This is a genomic window from Solidesulfovibrio carbinolicus (assembly GCF_004135975.1).
GTDB classification, from domain to species: Bacteria; Desulfobacterota; Desulfovibrionia; order Desulfovibrionales; family Desulfovibrionaceae; genus Solidesulfovibrio; species Solidesulfovibrio carbinolicus.
The window spans coordinates 1,716,724-1,733,719 of sequence record NZ_CP026538.1 but is presented as its reverse complement, the minus strand read 5'-3'; the positions used below and the strand labels follow the sequence as shown (position 1 = coordinate 1,733,719).

Below are 16,996 nucleotides of genomic sequence, written 5' to 3'. Positions count from 1 at the left end.
GCTGGACCAAGGAATATTTTGGTATTTATTTAATGTCAAAGAAAACCAAAAAACGGTTCTAGTAATCCGCCCGTGTTTTCCCTAGTTGCGACAATCGGAACTCGGACCGCCAAGACGCCGGCGGCGCACGCGCCGTAAGCAGTTTCCGGCCAAGCGTGGCCCGAGGAACCCCCAATTTTACTGACGCCGCCCCCAGCCTTGGCGCGCCCTCCTGCGCATCGCCGAGTCTTGGAGCGCGCCATTCGAGGAGAATCCCCCATGAAACGCCTTGGCCTCAATCAGGTGCTGACCCTTGCCGTGCTGGCGTCGCTTTTCTGCGGCATTGCCGCCATCATCGGCTACACCGCCAAATCAACCTACGACATTTCTCTCGACCTGGAGCAGGAAGCTCTGGAACGTACCGCCAAAAACCTCGGCAACATCCTCGAACTCTACATCAGCAGCGCCGAGGATCAAGCGGAGAGCCTGGCCAGCCAGCCCACCGTGGCCGAAGCCCTGTCGGGGTCGCCCGAGGCCGCCCAAACCATGCTGCGCCAGTTTGTCGCCAACGCCGACAACCTCTTTTCCGCGCTCATTATCGACACGTCCGGCAAACCCATGGCCGGCGCCCTGAAAAGCGGCGAGGGGCTGGCAGCGAGCTACGCCGACCGGGAATACTTCAAAGCCGTCATGGCCGGGCAAGAAAGTTACGTCACCAAGTCCATCCTCAAGGGCAAGACCAGCGGCACGCTCCTTTTCGTGGCCGCCCACGTCGTCAAGGACGCGGCGGGCAAAACCGTCGGCATGGTCATCGTCAGCCCCATCTGGGAGAATTTTACCAAACGGTATCTCGACCCCGTCCGCTTCGGCGAGTCCGGCTACGCCTACATGCTGGACGGCCAGGGCGTCGTCATCGCCCATGCCAAGGACAAGTCCATGCTGCTCTCGGTTCCCGCCGACAGAACCATTTCGGATCGTGCCCTGGCTCTCAAAAACGGCATCATGGCGTACGATTTCAAGGGCGAGGGAAAGTTCATGGCTGTGGCCGAAGTGCCCGCTACCGGCTGGCTGGTCTGCATGACCGCCTCGGAATCGGAAATGGCTGCCCTGGCTTCGGGGCAACGCAGCGTACTGCTGGTCATCGGCGCGGCCGTGCTGGCGCTCGTGGCCGGGCTCATCATCATATTCAACAAGATTGTGGTGCTCTCGCCCCTGGCCGCCATCGCCGCCTACGCTGCCGCCGTGGCCGGCGGCGACCTCAAAGCCGTGCTGTCCGGCCGATTCCGCTTCGAACTGGCCGGCCTGGCCCACAACTTGGAACGCATGGTGGCCGAACTCAAAAACAAACTCGGCTTCGCCCAGGGGGTCATGGAAGGCATCCCCGCCCCCTGCGGCATTGTCGGGCCGGACTGCAACATGCTCTGGGCCAACAAGCAGATCTGCGATCTGTTGGAAAAAACCGCCCCGCCTGAAACCTTTTTTGGCCAGAAATCCGGCCAGTTTTATTTGAACGACGCCTCCAGGGAGACCTGCTCCGACCGCGCCCTGGCCGAACGCCGGGTCATCACTGCCCACAACGAATTCACCGCCCCCTCGGGCAAAAAACTGCGCATCGACGTCATCACCACCCCCTTCTACGACATGGACGGCAATCTCCTCGGGTCCATTTCCTTCTGGAACGACCAGACCGAACGCTACCTCCAGCAGGAGCGCATCGCCGCCCAGAACACGCTCATGGCCGACACAGCCGACGCCGCCTCCCACACCGCCGACCGCATGGCCTCGGCCGCCGAGGAACTCTCGGCCCAGATCGAACAGGCCAACCAAGGCGCTCAGGAACAGAACAACCGGGTCCAGGAAACCGTCACCGCCGTGGAGCAGATGAACGCCACCATCCTGGAAGTGGCCCGAAACGCCGGCGAGACCGCCGGCAACGCCGCCGCCGCCAGGGACAAGGCCCGGGAAGGGGCCAGCCTGGTGGTGGATGTCGTGGCCGCCGTGGACAAGGTGCGACTGGCTGCCGACAAGCTCAAGACCAACATGCACGGCCTTGGCGAGCAGGCCCAAGGCATTGGCGCGGTGCTTGGCGTCATCTCCGACATCGCCGACCAGACCAACCTGCTGGCCCTTAACGCCGCCATCGAGGCGGCCAGGGCCGGCGAGGCCGGACGCGGCTTCGCCGTCGTTGCCGACGAGGTGCGTAAGCTGGCCGAAAAAACCATGCACGCCACCAAGGAAGTGGGCCAGGCCATAACCGGCATCCAGCGCGGCACGGCCGACACCGTGACCATGGTGGAACAGGCTTCCTCCGCCGTGGAGCAGGCCACGGCCCTGGCCAAGCGTTCCGGCGACGCCCTGGGCGAAATCGTCTCCGTGGTGGAAACCGCCGGCGATCAGGTCCGGGCCATCGCCACGGCGGCCGAGGAGCAATCGGCCACCTCCGAGGAGATCAACCGGGCCGTGGAAGCCATCAGCCGCATCGCCTCGGAAACCGCCGAAGCCATGGGCCAGTCCGCCCAGGCCGTCACCGAGCTGGCCGCCCAGGCCCACGAACTCAACACCCTGGTATCCGACATCAAGGGCGGCAGCGGCCAAGCCGCGCTGACGGCTTAGCACGGCGCGCGGGTCACTACTCGTCCAAACCGGGACAAGCCTGCCGCGACAAGCGGCAACCGCATAATGCTCATGAATCGTCCGGCGACTGCGCCTCAGATCGGTGCAGCCGCCGGACTTGGACAACCCCGAGACCAAGGATATCCCGACCAGACCATGCGGCCCGCCAAGCCTCGAAAAGCCGGCCGCAAGCCCGAACTCGCCACCCCTCGCCCGCGCACCGTCCGGGCCTCTGCAAGGAGCGCGCAAGCCGCCCTATTCTGGCCGGCGGCTTGCGCCGGGCAAACTGGATATAGTCACGTTTTGCCGTTGCGCTTTTCGTTGCCGTTCCGTAATAATTCCTGCCAACAGCGTCTCAGGGCGTCTCTTGGCCGTTTGCCGCCGCCGGGTCTTCCGGCCGCCCTAGGGACCGCAAGCCCCGGGGAGGGTCCATGGCCAAGGGCAGCGTCAACACCGTGCTCACCCTGCTCGTCGCCGGCTGCGTCACCGTCGCCATCGTCGTGCTGGTGCTCTACGTTTCGCGCACCTCCTTTCGCATGGCCTCGGACCTGCAGGAAACGGCCTTAAGCCAGCTGGCCTCCTCCACCAGCCGCACCCTGGACCTCTATCTCGAAGACGCCGCCGACGTGGCCCGGGCCCTGGCCACCCAGGACGCCGTCATTGCCGGCCTGTCCGGCGACGCCAAGCGCTCCCAGGACCGGTTTCGCAACTACATTGAGAGCTACAAGCACTACTGGGCCATCTTCTCCTTCGATCTCAAAGGCAAGGTCGTTTCCGGCTACAACGCCAACATGCAGGACATGGCCGGCGGCGACCGCTCCGACCGCGACTATGTCAAGGCCGTGCTCGGCGGCAAGGACACCTTTTTTACCGACCAGATCATGAGCGCCAAGACCGGCGACATCCTCATCTTCGTGGTGGCCAAGGCCGTGCGCGGCCCGGACGGCAAGCTGCTTGGCGGCGTGGCCGTGTGCCCCAAATGGAACGTCTTCACCAAGAACTTCATCGACCCTCTGCGCTTTGGCACGCGCGGCTACGGCCTCATGCTCGACGGCAAGGGCAACGTCATCGCCCACGCCACTGACAAGGACATGCTGCTCAAAAACGTGGCCGACCAGCCCTTCGCCAAGCAGGCCCTGGCCAGCAAGGAAGGCGTGGTCGCCTACGACTGGCAGGGCGAACGCAAGGTCATGGCCTTTGCGCCGGTGTCCCGCACCGGCTGGGTCGTGTGCATGACCGCCTACGAAGCCGAGATGACGGCCACCGCCGCCGCCCAGCGCAACCTGCTCCTTATCATCGGGGCCTGCTGCCTCATCGCCGCCGTGGCCGGCATCACCCTGGCCAACCGGGCCATGGTGCTGCGCCCGCTGACCCGGGTGGCCGCCTACGCCCGGAAGGTCACGGCCGGCAACCTGGGGACGACGCTTGCCGGCCGCTTCCGTTTTGAACTGGCCGAGCTGGCGGCCAGCGTCAGCGCCATGGTGGCCGACCTCAAAAATAAGCTCGGCTTCTCCCAGGGCGTCCTCGACGGCATCCCGGCCCCCTGCGCCATCGCCGGCCCGGACGGGCGCATCCTGTGGCTCAACCGGCAGGCCATCGACCTGCTCGACCTCGACGCCACCCCGGAATCGGCCAAGGGGCAGGTGACCGGCCAACTCTTCTACGGCGACCCGAATCGGGAAACCCTTTCCCAACGCACCCTGCGCGAAGGGCGCGGGCTTTCCCTCGACCTGGACTTCACCACCCGGCGCGGCCGTGTCCTGCATCTGCATGTGGACACCACGCTGTTTTACGATATGGACCGCAATCTGCTTGGTTGCGTCATCTTCTGGAACGACATGACCGGCATCGTGAGCCAGAAAAACCGCATCGAGGAGCAAAACGCGCTGATTTCCAGTCTGGCCGGCCAGGCTTCCCAGGTGGCCGATCGCATGGCCGCCGCCGCCGACGATCTGGCCCGCAGCATCGGGGAAGCCAGCCTTGGGGCCCGGGAACAAAGCCACCGCGTCCAGGAAACCGCTTCGGCCGTGGCCGAGCTTTCCGCCACCATCATGGACGTGGCCAAAAACGCCGGCGACACCGCCAGCCTGGCCGAAAAGGCCCGGGACACCGCCGGAGAAGGGGCCGGGCTGGCCGGAGAAGCCGCCAAGGCCGTGGACGCCGTGCGCCAGCAGTCCGCCGCCCTGGCCGCCACCATGGGCGAACTCGACGACCGGGCCAAGGGCATCGGGGCCATCATGGGCGTCATTTCCGACATCGCCGACCAGACCAACCTGCTGGCCCTTAATGCCGCCATTGAGGCGGCCCGGGCCGGCGAGGCAGGTCGGGGCTTTGCCGTGGTGGCCGACGAGGTGAGAAAGCTGGCCGAAAAGACCATGGCCGCCACCAAGGACGTGGGCCAGGCCATTGCCGGCATCCAGCGCGGGGCCGACGAAACCGCTTCCCGCATGGATCAGGCCGCCGCCCGGGTGGCCGACGCCACCGGCCTGTCCGAACGCTCGGGCCAGGCCCTGTCCCGCATCGTCGAACTGGTGGCCGGCGCCGGCGATCAGGTCCGGTCCATCGCCGCCGCCGCCGAACAGCAATCCGCCACCACCGAAGCCATCAACACTTCGGTTGGCGACATCAACGCCCTGGCCGCCAAAGCTGCCGACACCTTGGACCACTGCGCCGACGCGGTGCGCGAATTGGCTGATCTGGCGAACAATCTTAATGAACTGATACGCGGTCTCCAACAACAGGACGCCAGGTCTCTCACTCTGCCTCAGGAAAAATTTTTGACGTGAGTCTTGCCGGTTTCCGATTTTCAAAGTAGACATCACCCCCATTGCCCACAAGCGACGCCGGGTCGTCCGCATTCGGCGCCGTCCGCACCGTCCGCATCAGCGGTCGTTCGGACGGCGCTTTCCTACATGACGCCCTGTGGTTGCCGACACCGCAGGGCTAGCCCCGAGCAGCCCATAACCCGACCGCTTGTCGTTCCAAGAGTGGTGACAGTCAGCTGTGGCGCAAGAACAACAACCGTTACGGCGTAAAACAGCATCGGACGCCGCACACCAAGGAGAACGCCATGGGCAAGACAGGCATCACCACCATCATCGCCGCATCCGTCGCCGCGACCATTCTGGCCGGCGTCGCGGCACTCGTGCTTTATGTCGCGAAAAGTTCGTTCACCATGATCGAACACGTGCAGGAGAGCGGCTTGGAGCAAACGGCAGCGCTCACCGCCCGCGCCGCCGACATTTATCTCAAAGGCACGGCGTCAGTGCTCGAATCCTTGGCCGCCCAGGACGAGATCAAGGCGGTTTTTTCGGGAAACAAGGAAGAGACCCAGCGGGTGCTGCTCTCCTTTATCAACAATCATAAGGATTTCTTTTCCTTCTCCGTCTTCGACACCTCCGGCAAGATCGTGGCCGGCTACAATGCCAACGGACAGGACATCAGCGGCGGCGACCGCAAGGACCGGGATTACGTCAAAGCCATCCTGGCCGGGCAGGACACGGTCCACAGCCGCTCCGTCTTCCAGTCCGGCTCCAGCTCGGAACTCATCTATGTCGTAGCCAAATCCTTGCATGGCCCGGACGGCAAGCTCCTCGGCGGCATCGCCGCCGCCCCGCTTTGGGGACGTTTCACCGCTGCCATCATGGATCCGATTCGCTTCGGAAAGCGCGGCTACGGCTTCATGGTCGACAGCGACGGCAATTTCATCTCCCACCCGGACAAGAAACTGCTGCTGCAAAGCTTCGCCACCAATCCGACCTTCAAGGCGGCCATGGACAAAGGCTCGGGCACCTTCGATTATCTTTGGAACGGCGAACGCAAGGCCATGGCCGTGGCCCGCATTCCCTCCACGAACTGGCTGGTGTGCATGTCCTATTACACCGACGAGATGACGACCCTGGCCGGTGAACAGCGCAATACGCTGATAGCCCTGGGCCTGGGCGTGGCCGCCCTGGCCGTGGCCGTTATTGTGCTCATCACCCGCCGGCTGATGCTGCGGCCGCTTCTGTGCTTGAGCGATTTCACCGCCAAGGTGGCCGGCGGCGACTTTGACGCCGCCATCCAGTGCCCGCTTAAGGCTGAACTGGCGGCCTTCGGCGAAAACCTGCGCCAGATGGTGGCCGAACTCAAAGCCAAACTCGGCTTTGCCCAAGGCGTGTTAAACGGCATCCCCTCCCCCTGCGGCATCGTCGGGCCGGACTTCAAGATGCTGTGGCACAACGAGGAAATCAGCCGGCTCCTCGACAAATACGAACCCGGCAAATCCGCCGTCGGCCAAACCTCGGGACAGTTCTATTTAAACGATCCGGCCAAAAACACCCTTTCCGACCGGGCCATCCAGGAGCGCCGAATGCTCGCGGCGGAAAACGACTTCACCACCGTGGCCGGACGCAAGCTGCGCATCGCCGTGCGCACCACGCCGTTTTACGATCTCGACGGAACCCTGCTCGGCTCCATCTCCTTTTGGAACGACATCACCGAACTCTACGAGCAAAAGCGGCACATCGAGGAACAAAACGCGGTCATCGCCCAAACCGCCGCCAGCGCCTCGGCCGTGGCCGACCGGGTGGCCGCCGCCTCCGAGGAACTCTCGGCCCAGATTGAACAGTCCAGCCGCGGGGCCGAGGAACAAAACGGCCGCGTCCAGGAGACGGCCACGGCCGTGGAAGAAATGAACGCCACCATCATGGAAGTGGCCCGAAACGCCGCCGCCACGGCCGGCAGCGCTGAACTGGCCCGGGACAAGGCTCGGGGCGGCGCGAAGCTCGTGGCCGACGTGGAGAGCGCCGTGGGCTCCATCCGCGAGGAAGCGGTGGTCCTGACCGACAACATGCGCGGCCTGGGCGATCAGGCCAAGGGCATCGGGGCCATCATGGACGTCATTTCCGACATCGCCGACCAGACCAACCTGCTGGCCCTTAACGCCGCCATTGAGGCGGCCCGGGCCGGCGAGGCCGGGCGCGGCTTCGCCGTGGTCGCCGACGAGGTGCGCAAACTGGCCGAAAAAACCATGAACGCCACCAAAGAAGTGGGCCAGGCCATCGCCGGCATCCAGCGCGGCACGGCTGATGCCGTCTCCCGGGTGGAGCGCGCCGTTTCCAAGGTCGAGACGGCTTCGGGGCTGGCCGAAAAGTCCGAGGCGGCCCTGACCGAAATCGTCTCCGTGGTGGAAGCGGCCGGCGACCAGGTCCGGGCCATCGCCACGGCGGCCGAGCAGCAGTCGGCCACCTCCGACGAAATCAACCGCTCCGTGGAATCCATCAGCGCCATTGCCCACGAAACCGCCCAGGCCATGCACCAATCGGCCCAGGCGGTGTCCGATTTGGCCCGGCAGGCCCAGGAACTCAACAGCCTGATGGTCAGCCTGGGTAGTGCAAACGACGCGCCCAGGGCTCTTGGCCAATAAAATACTTCGGGAGTCGATTTTTTCGGACAACCGGCCAAGGACGCTCAAACGGGGCCGGATATCCCCCTTGGAAGTTGGCTATTTTGGCCTGGGAAGCCGTTTTGCGCCGGTCCGGGAGCCTTGCCAGGCTCCCGGACCGGTTTGCCTTTTCCGGGCGTTGCGGCTAATGGATTTTTTCCTTTGGGATGGGCTTTGCCGAGTTGCCCGGCCGCTCGTCCCCCACGACAGCCAATATCGCGGGGAGCGTTCCCGAGGGTTCCGGCCGGGGTATCCCAAGGCCGGGCGCTCCGGGCCTATCCCCCGCCCAAGGAGGCGCGACATGCGCATTCTGGTGGTCGGCTCCGGCGGCCGCGAGCACGCCCTGGCCCATACCCTGCTTAAAAGCCCCGACGTGTCGGCGGTCATCACCGCGCCGGGCAACGGAGGCACCGCGACCTGCGGTGAAAACGTGCCGCTTTCCGATACCGACGTGCCTGGCATCGTGGCCCTGGCCAAGGACCGGGGCATGGATCTCGTCGTGGTCGGCCCGGAAGCGCCGCTGGTGGCCGGGCTGCGCGACGCCCTGGAAACCGCCGGCGTGCCCTGCTTCGGCCCCGACGCTTACGCCGCCCAGCTTGAGGGCAGCAAGGCCTTTGCCAAGGACGTCATGACTGCGGCCGGCGTGCCCACCGCCGCCTATGCGTCGTTTACCGACGCGGCCAAGGCCCGGGCCTACGCCAAGGACCTCGGCCGGCCCGTGGTGGTCAAGGCCGACGGCCTGGCCGCCGGCAAGGGCGTCACCGTCTGTACGCAGACGGACCAAGCCATGGCCGCCATTGACGAAGCCATGGTGGACAAGGCTTTTGGCGCGGCCGGCGGCACGGTGGTGGTGGAAGAAATGCTCGTTGGCGAGGAAGCCTCGTTCCTGGCTTTTTGCGACGGAAAAACCGCCGTGCCCATGACCGCTTGCCAGGACCACAAGGCCGTCTTCGACGGCGACCAAGGCCCCAACACTGGCGGCATGGGGGCCTACTGCCCAGCCCCGGTCTTGCCGCCCGCGCGCTACGCCGAGATGATGGAGCTGGTCATCCATCCTATTTTACGGGAAATGGCCAAGCGCGGCCATCCCTTCACCGGCATCCTCTACGCCGGACTCATGATGACCGAGGCCGGCCCCAAGGTGCTCGAATACAACGTCCGTTTCGGCGACCCGGAGTGCCAGCCGCTGCTCATGCGCCTTTCCAGCGACCTGCCGGCCATCATGCTGGCCTGCCGGGCCGGCAAGCTCACCCCGGAACTGGTGCGCTGGTCGGACAAAAGCGCCCTGTGCGTGGTCATGGCCGCGCCGGGCTATCCGGGCAGCTACCCCAAGGGCATGCCCATCACCGGCATCGAGGCGGCCGAGGCGGCCGGCGACGGGCTGGTCAAGGTGTTCCAGGCCGGCACGAAGCTCGTTGACGGCCAGGTCGTGACCTCGGGTGGTCGGGTGCTCGGTGTGACGGCCCTTGGCGACGGACTGGCCCAGGCCAAGGCGACGGCCTACCGGGCTGTGGAAAAATTGCATTTCGACGGGGCGTTTTGCCGCCGCGACATCGGCGACAAGGGCCTCAAACGGGAGGAAAAATAGATGCGCATCGCCATTTTGATCGGCTCCATGTCCGACGAAGAGAAAATGCGTCCGTGCTCCAAGGTTCTTGATTCCTTGGGCATCGAGCACATCTTCACCGTCACCTCGGCCCACCGCACCCTGGAGCGCACCGAGCGGGTCATCCGCGAGTGCGAGGCCCGGGGCTGCCAGATTTTCATCTGCGCCGCCGGTCTGGCCGCCCACCTGGCCGGGGCCGTGGCCGCGCGCACCATAAAGCCCGTCATCGGCGTGCCCCTGTCCGCCCCGGGTTCGGCCCTTGGGGGCCTTGATTCCATGCTCTCCACCGTGCAGATGCCCCCGGGCTATCCGGTGGCCACCGTGGCCCTGGACGGAGCCGGCGCGAAAAACGCCGCCTGGCTGGCCGCCTCCATCCTGGCCCTTGGCGATGCCGAACTGGCCGGACGCATCCGTGCCGCCCGCGAAGGCTTTGCCAGCGACGTGGAGACCGCCGCCGCCAAGCTCGGCAGCAAGCTGTAGCCGGACGTTTTTTCATGGACAAGGCCCGGACCGACGCTGTCGGCCCGGGCCTTGTGTTTTGCTCCAAGGGAAACCTTCGGGACTGGCCATCGCCCTGCCGCCGCCTTCTTGGCGCGCCTGCGCAATCGGCCACATCTCGTTTATCAGTTCCCCGCCCGCTCCTCTTCTATCCCCACCCGCGCAACCACCACGCCCCCGGCGCTGGGCAACCGTCCGCTGCCCATGGCCGAACTTCGGCCGGCCGGCCAAGTCCGTGCGCCTCAGGGCTGGACGAACAAGACGTTGAGCAGGGCGAACCCGAGCCGACGGTGGTCTTCTCCGCCCAAGGAGGCCGGCGAAAACGGCCGACCCACACGAAATTCGAATGTCACCAGCCCGCCTTTCAGCAACTCTCCAGGCACGGCCACCTGCTGTACGGCCGGCGTGGCCGTCAGGCCAAGCGTCGCCAGCCGCTGGCCGTTGACCCACACCTCCAGCGCCTGGGAATCCCGCCCCGGAGCCAGCACCCCGCCGGCGGTGAAGGCCAGCACACCGTCCTTGCCGGGGGCCACGCCCTCAAACGGCAGACAGGCCCGCTCGCCCCGGCTGTAGACGCCCCAGGCGGCCGGCCAATACCAGCCGGCGCGGCCGTAAAATCGCCGAGGCAGCTCTGCCGCCGCGTAGAGACGGCCGGGAGTAAGCGTCACGGGCCGGACGGCAAAACGCCCGAGGCTTACGCCAAACCAGGCGTCGTCCCGGCGCGCCTCACGCCAAGCCACGTACTGCCGCCAATACGCTTCCAGGTCGAATTCGGGATGGCCCGCCACCAGCCCCAAAGGATCGACGCGCGCGGCAATGCTGTCGTTTAGGCCCGATTCGGAACCGCTCGGCCCGGCGACGCCACGCGCCTCGGCGGCGAGGCTCCCGGCCCGGTCCCAGGCGGCCGTGTACTCCAGCATGGCCTGGCTCATGTCCGCGTTGTGGGAGTACGTGTAGGCCGAGGCCGCGCCGAGAATCACCCCGAACAGCAGCGAAAGAACAAGCCGCCGCGCCCCGTGGCCGAGATGCTTGCCAAGGAGGCAGACAAGACAGGCCAGGGCGGCCGTGGCCCACAGGAAGGCGAACCGGCTGTCGACATAGGCAGGGAGATGTTCCAGCTGCAATTGCTGGTACTTGGGCGAAAGCGCCAAGGGCAGGACCACAAACAAGGCCAAGCCGAGGCAAGCCGCCGTCAGGCGTTTGCCGTAAGCCAGCCCTCGCAGCCCATGGAGCGTGGCCGCCCCCAGGAAGGCGCTGCCGACAAACACCCCGACGAGAGGAAGCCAGCCCCCGGGCGGCGACGAGGCATTGGCCGCCAGCACGGCGTAAAGCTCGGGCCGGGCCAGGGTGAAGCCGCCCATGGCATGGGCGGCGGCCGTGGCCAGAACCAGGGCCGGATCGAAGGTCGCGGCCAGGGTGGTTCCGGCGTAAGCCGGCGGATGGAGCAGCCGCCAGCCGCCGTAGGCCAGGGCGGCCAAGGCCACCGGGGCCGCGTCGAACCAGGTTTTCCTGCGCCAAATAAGGGCCTTGCCCTTGGCGATCAGCCCGCCCTGGCCGCGCCACCAAGCCAGGGCGTACTCCAGGAGCAGCAGGGAGACGCCGAATATAAAGACATAGTCGCTGGCCAGATAAGCGGTCAGCACCACGGCAAAAAGGGCCAGCCGCTTGGCCGTCGAGGCCTGGGCAAGCGCCTCGTCGTATGCCAGCAGTGCGCGTCGAGAACAAACCAGCAGCAGCGCCGGCAGGGTGAACGCGATGGTGAAGCTGTTGGGCGGCAGGTTGTTGAAATCGAGGATTTGCAGGGACACGAGCAACAGCAACAGCAGCGTCGCGGCCTCGGCCCGGACCAGCCGGGCCCAATAGGCGGCAAAGGTCCACAAAAGTCCGAAATAGACGCCGACATACAGCGCCCGGACCACAAAATAGTCGGACAGCAACTCGGCGTAATAGGATAGCGGCGAGAAGAAAAAGCAAAACCGCCCGGAGACCACGGCAGCGGCCACGGATTCGGTCAGGATGGCGTCAAAGCCCAGCATGGACACCCGGTGCAAGGCCAACTGGTCAGGCGTGAGGCGGTAGCCGGACAGGAACAGCACGCCCTGAAGCGCCACCACCACGGCCAGGGCGGCCCAGCGCAGGGGGCTGTTGTGCAAGAGCCTCACCGCGCGCGGCACGAATCCGCCGGCCGGCTCCTGTCCTTGGTGCGCGTCGTTCGAACCGGCCGCCCCTTGCAGCGCCATCACTCCTGCCCGTCCCGGGCCTTGGCCCGCAGCTCGGCGTCGATACAGCGCAGGGCCTCAAACGAGACCGCGCCGCCCAGGGCCTCGTGGGCGGCGCCTAGGCCCGGAACGCCCTCGCGCCGCAGCCGCGACAGGGTCTCGCACGCCCGGGCCATGAGCTCGTCCGGCAAACCGCATACGGCTGCCGCCTCGATCTTGCCCCAGGCCACATAGGCCAGCAGATGCCCATGGATGGTGGACACGGCCAGCTCGCGCTTTTTGGCCACCGCCTCCACCGAGCCGAGTTCCTGAAACAGGGCCAGGGACTTGGCCGCCGTGTCGTTGGGTTCCCGGGGAGCAAGCGCGCCAGACTCGGGCGGCAGGGCCGGACGCGGCGCGGCCCGGCCGTGGGCGGCGTAGTGCTCGGCGAGCATGTTAAGCAGCGTCTGGCCGTATTTGTCGATCTTGGCCTGGCCCATGCCGCCGGCCCCGGCCAGCCCGGCAGGGTCCTGGGGCTTAAGCAGCACAACGTCAAGCAGCGTACGGTCATGGAAGACCACGTAAGGCGGCACGCCGGCCTCTTTGGCCGTCTCGGCCCGCCAGGACCGCAGCCGGTCCCACAGGGCCGCGTCCTCGGGGGTGGACAGGTGGTCATACACCCAGCTCTTCTTGCCGCCGCCCTCCCCGGCACTCCCCCGGGAGCGCTTGCGCCGCTCCTTGGGCGCTGGCTCCTTGGGCAGGCGCATGGCAAAGGGCCGCTGCCCCTTGAGGATATCCCAGGCCAGCGGCGTGAGCACCAGCCCCCCATGGCCGGCCTCGTCCGGGGCCAAGGCCCCCATGGCGGCCAGGCGGCGGTAGATGGCCCGCCAGTGGTCCTTGGTCAGGTCCGCGCCGATGCCGAATGTGCTCACCTCGCGGTGGTTGAAGCGTTCCACCTGGCTGGTCGGCCGGCCGAGCAGCACATCGACCAGATGGCCGGCTCCGAAGCGCTGGCCGGTGCGAAAGACGCACGACAGCGCCTTCTGGGCGGCCACGGTGGCGTCCTCGGGTTCGCTCGGGTCCAGGCAGACGTCGCAGTTGCCGCACGGCTCAAGCCGGGCCTCGCCGAAATACCCAAGCAGGGTCTGGCGGCGGCAGCAATCGGTCTCGCAGTAGCCGGCCAGGGCGTCGAGCTTGGACAGATCGATGCGGGTGCGCGTGCCTTCGCCGCCTTCCGGGGCAATCAGCCGGCGCAGGGCGGCGAAATCGTTCATGCTGTAGAGCATCAGCGCCGTGGCCGGTTCGCCGTCGCGCCCGGCCCGGCCGGTCTCCTGATGGTAGGCCTCCAGGCTCTTGGGCGGATCGAGATGGGCCACGAAGCGCACGTCGGGCTTGTCCACCCCCATGCCGAAGGCCACGGTGGCGGCCATGACCAGACCTTCCTCGCGCATGAACCGGTCCTGCCGGCGGTCGCGCTCGGCCGGGGCCAGACCGGCATGGTAGGCCAGGGCCGGGATGCCGTTGTCGGTAAGCCACTGGGCCGTGTCCTCGGTCTTGGCCCGGGACAGGCGGTAGACGATGCCGGACTGGCCGGGGTGCTCCTCGCGGATAAACCGCAGAAGCCGCCGCCGGGGCTGGTCCTTGGGTTCGACCAGATAGCGGATGTTGGGCCGGTCGAAGCCGGTGGCGAAAATCCGCGCCTGGGACAGTTCCAGGCGCGTGAGGATGTCGGCCCGGGTCGGACCGTCGGCCGTGGCCGTGAGCGCCATGCGGGGCACGCCGGGAAAGTCGTGGGCGATGGAGGCCAGCTGCAGATATTCCGGCCGGAAATCATGCCCCCACTGGGAGACGCAGTGGGCCTCGTCAATGGCGAAAAGGGCCAGGGGCAGCCCGGCCAGGAGATTGGCGAAACCCTGGGTCATGAACCGCTCCGGGGCGGTGTAGAGGATGTCGAGCTCCCCCCGGCGCAGCCTGGCCATGACCTCCCGGGCCGCGCCGGCCGGCAGGGCCGAATGCAGGCACTCGGCCCGCACGCCAAGGCCGGTCAGCGTTTGCACTTGGTCGCGCATGAGCGCAATGAGCGGCGAAATGACGATGGCCGTGCCCGGGCGCAGGATGGCCGGAATCTGGTAGCACAGCGACTTGCCGCCGCCGGTGGGCATCAGCACCACGGCGTCGCCGCCGCCAAGCACATGCTCGACGATGGCCTGCTGGGGGCCGCGAAAGCGGTCGTGGCCGAAAACCTGCTTGAGAACGTCGCGAGGGGTGTTCATACGGCGCGGCAGCCTCCAACCGCCGCCCGACTGGTAGCCTTTCGCCCGGGGAAAGACAATGCGGACCAAGGCTTGAATTGCCCCGGCCCCGGCCCTATGCTGCCCGGACGCCGGCTCGCCGTCCGGAGGCGGCAGGGGAGACCTTCATGGAAACCGAAGCGCAGCTGCCGCTGTCCCGGGAGCGAGCCGCGGCCGTCCTGGCCCAATGGCGGCGATTTCAGGCCGGTCTGGCCGTGGACGAGGCCCTCGTGCGGCCGGTCATTTTGCGATCCTGGCAGCGTTGCCGCCGGGCCGGCTTTCCGGCCGACGCCCTGGCGCTGTGCCCTATCGACGCCGTCGGTCTGGACCGGTCCGTGGCCGACAACCGGGAGCTGGTGGACACGGCCAAGCGGGTCATGGACCGGCTGGCCCACTCCATCCACCTCTCCAGCAGCGTGGTCACCCTGGTGGACACGACCGGCCTGGTGCTGCACGTCTCGGCCACCCGGGAAGACTTGGCCAGCGTGCCCTACGGCGAACCCGGGCGACGCTGCGACGAAGCCACCCTCGGAACCAACGGCATGGGCCTGTGCCTGGTCGAACGCCAGCCGGTCCATGTCATGGCCGCGGAGCATTTCAGCTCCTGCCTGCACTATCTCAGCTGTTCGGCCGCGCCCATCCACGACAGCACGGGACGGTTTCTCGGCGCGCTCAATCTGGCCATCAGCACCGAGAACTTCCACCAGCACACCCTGGGGCTGGTGGAGGCCGCCGCCCACGCCATCGAGGAGCACTTGCGCCTGCGCGCGCTCATCGCCAGCCAGCGCGTCATCCTCGAACTCCTCGACGACGGCGTGGCCGTGCTCGGGGCCGACGGGACCATCGTCAGCCTAAACGGCCAAGCCTGTTCCATGCTGGGGCTGTCCCCGGACGTGGTCGGCCGCGACATCCAAAGCTTTGTGCGCGATAGCGAGGTGCTGCGCGCCATCCTGGCCGACCGGCAGACCTTCCACGACCGGGAGGTGACCTTCCGGCTTGTCCAGGGCGAACTGTCGTGCGCGCTTTCCTGCGCGCCCTTTGCCGACGGCGGGGTCATCCTGACCCTGCGCGAAACCCGGCGGATGCGCAAATACGCCGCCCGGGTGGCCGGGGCCAAGGCCGTCTACACCTTCGAGCACATCCTGGGCCAGTCCAAGGCCCTGCGCGAGGCCGTGCGGCTGGCCCGGGTGGCCGCCCAGGGCGACGCCACCACCCTGCTTCTTGGCGAATCCGGCACCGGCAAGGAGCTTTTTGCCCAGGCCATCCACAACGCCGGGGTCCGGCGCAAGGGACCCTTTGTGGTGGTCAACTGCGGCGCGCTGCCGCGAAACCTGGTGCAAAGCGAACTTTTCGGCTACGTGGCCGGGGCTTTTTCCGGGGCGCTCAAGGAAGGCAGCCCGGGCAAGTTCGAGCTGGCCGACGGGGGCACGCTGTTTTTAGACGAGATCGGCGAGATGCCCCTGGAGGCCCAGGTGAGCCTGCTGCGGCTTTTGCAGGAAAACGAGGTGACGCGCCTGGGCGGCAAGGAGGCCCGGCGCGTGGACGTGCGCATCATCGCGGCCACCAACAAGGACCTGGCCTCGGCCGTGCGCAACAACGCCTTTCGCGGCGACCTCTATTATCGCCTCAATGTCCTGTCCATCGCCATCCCGCCCCTGCGCCAGCGCGAAGGCGACGTGCCGCTGCTCACCCGGCTGTTCCTGGACAAGTTCACCGCTTCCCTGGGCAAGCCGGACTTGGAGATCTCCCGCGAGGCCCTGGCCGCCCTGGCCGCCCACCACTGGCCCGGCAACGTGCGCGAGCTGGAAAACTGCATCGAGCGCCTGGTCAACGTGGCTTGCTCCAGCCGCATCGACATCGCCGACCTGCCCCAGGACGTCATGACCGACATGCTGCGCGGCCGGCCGGCCGCCCCGGGCGAGGCCGGCATGTCGCTTAAGCGCATCCAGCGGGCGCTGATCCTCGAAACCCTGCGCGAAACCGGCGGCAACTTCCGGCGAGCCTCCAACCTGCTCAACATCTCGCGCACGACGCTGTACGCCAAGCTCAAGCAGTACGGCATCGCCGCGGACACATTTCGTGAACAGTAATCGGCCGCAAACCGGACATGTCAGGTTAACATGTCCGGTTTCTGAACACTTCCGACCGCGCCAGCCGCTGCTTTGATTTCACCAAAAGTCCATAATTATTGATTAATCCTCTTCAAGCATCCTGTCCGTGCGTCCTGGTCCACCTCTTGCTCTAGCGCCAACAAGACATTGCCGAACCGATTGCAACAACTTCATATCCTGACCGCAGGCGTCGTCTTTTCCGCCGCAACCAGCGCGTGACCTCGACCGGACTACCCGAGGAACGTCAAGGAAAAGACCGAACCTGCCACGGCAGC

General features: G+C 66.5%; 8 protein-coding genes. 6 read left to right on the top strand and 2 right to left on the bottom strand.

Going from position 1 to position 16,996, the window contains the following annotated elements:
* Positions 1 to 258 precede the first annotated feature (258 nt).
* The 5 genes from C3Y92_RS07700 (at position 259) to purE (ending at position 10,103) form a co-directional block, all read left to right on the top strand.
* The gene (locus C3Y92_RS07700; RefSeq protein WP_129351332.1) at positions 259 to 2,592 is read left to right on the top strand and encodes a methyl-accepting chemotaxis protein; all 2,334 of its coding nucleotides are present in this window, start codon (positions 259 to 261) and stop codon (positions 2,590 to 2,592) included.
* 431 nt (positions 2,593 to 3,023) lie between these two features.
* The gene (locus tag C3Y92_RS07695; protein ID WP_129351330.1) at positions 3,024 to 5,378 is read left to right on the top strand and encodes a methyl-accepting chemotaxis protein; all 2,355 of its coding nucleotides are present in this window, start codon (positions 3,024 to 3,026) and stop codon (positions 5,376 to 5,378) included.
* Between the two features lie 284 nt (positions 5,379 to 5,662).
* A complete protein-coding gene (locus C3Y92_RS07690) occupies positions 5,663 to 7,999 on the top strand; it encodes a methyl-accepting chemotaxis protein (protein ID WP_129351328.1) in 2,337 nt (778 codons plus the stop codon).
* A 319-nt stretch (positions 8,000 to 8,318) separates the two neighbouring features.
* Positions 8,319 to 9,605, top strand: a complete 1,287-nt coding sequence (gene purD, locus C3Y92_RS07685; RefSeq protein WP_129351326.1) for a phosphoribosylamine--glycine ligase — start codon at positions 8,319 to 8,321, stop codon at positions 9,603 to 9,605.
* Complete coding sequence (gene purE, locus C3Y92_RS07680; RefSeq protein ID WP_006921735.1) at positions 9,606 to 10,103, top strand: 5-(carboxyamino)imidazole ribonucleotide mutase; 498 nt, start codon at positions 9,606 to 9,608, stop codon at positions 10,101 to 10,103.
* A 260-nt stretch (positions 10,104 to 10,363) separates the two neighbouring features.
* Here the strand turns inward: purE and C3Y92_RS07675 are convergent, their stop codons facing one another.
* Positions 10,364 to 12,361, bottom strand: a complete 1,998-nt coding sequence (locus tag C3Y92_RS07675) for a hypothetical protein (RefSeq protein WP_129351324.1) — start codon at positions 12,359 to 12,361, stop codon at positions 10,364 to 10,366.
* Positions 12,361 to 14,592, bottom strand: coding sequence for a DNA helicase RecQ (recQ, locus tag C3Y92_RS07670; RefSeq protein ID WP_129351322.1), 2,232 nt, complete (start codon positions 14,590 to 14,592; stop codon positions 12,361 to 12,363). Before recQ ends, C3Y92_RS07675 begins: the two co-directional genes overlap by 1 nt.
* A 146-nt stretch (positions 14,593 to 14,738) precedes the next feature.
* On the opposite strand from recQ, the gene C3Y92_RS07665 reads away from it, so the two are divergent.
* Positions 14,739 to 16,700 carry a sigma-54-dependent Fis family transcriptional regulator gene (locus C3Y92_RS07665; RefSeq protein ID WP_129351320.1) on the top strand — a complete coding sequence of 654 codons (1,962 nt, stop codon included), beginning with the start codon at positions 14,739 to 14,741 and terminating at the stop codon, positions 16,698 to 16,700.
* The last annotated feature ends 296 nt before the right edge of the window (positions 16,701 to 16,996 follow it).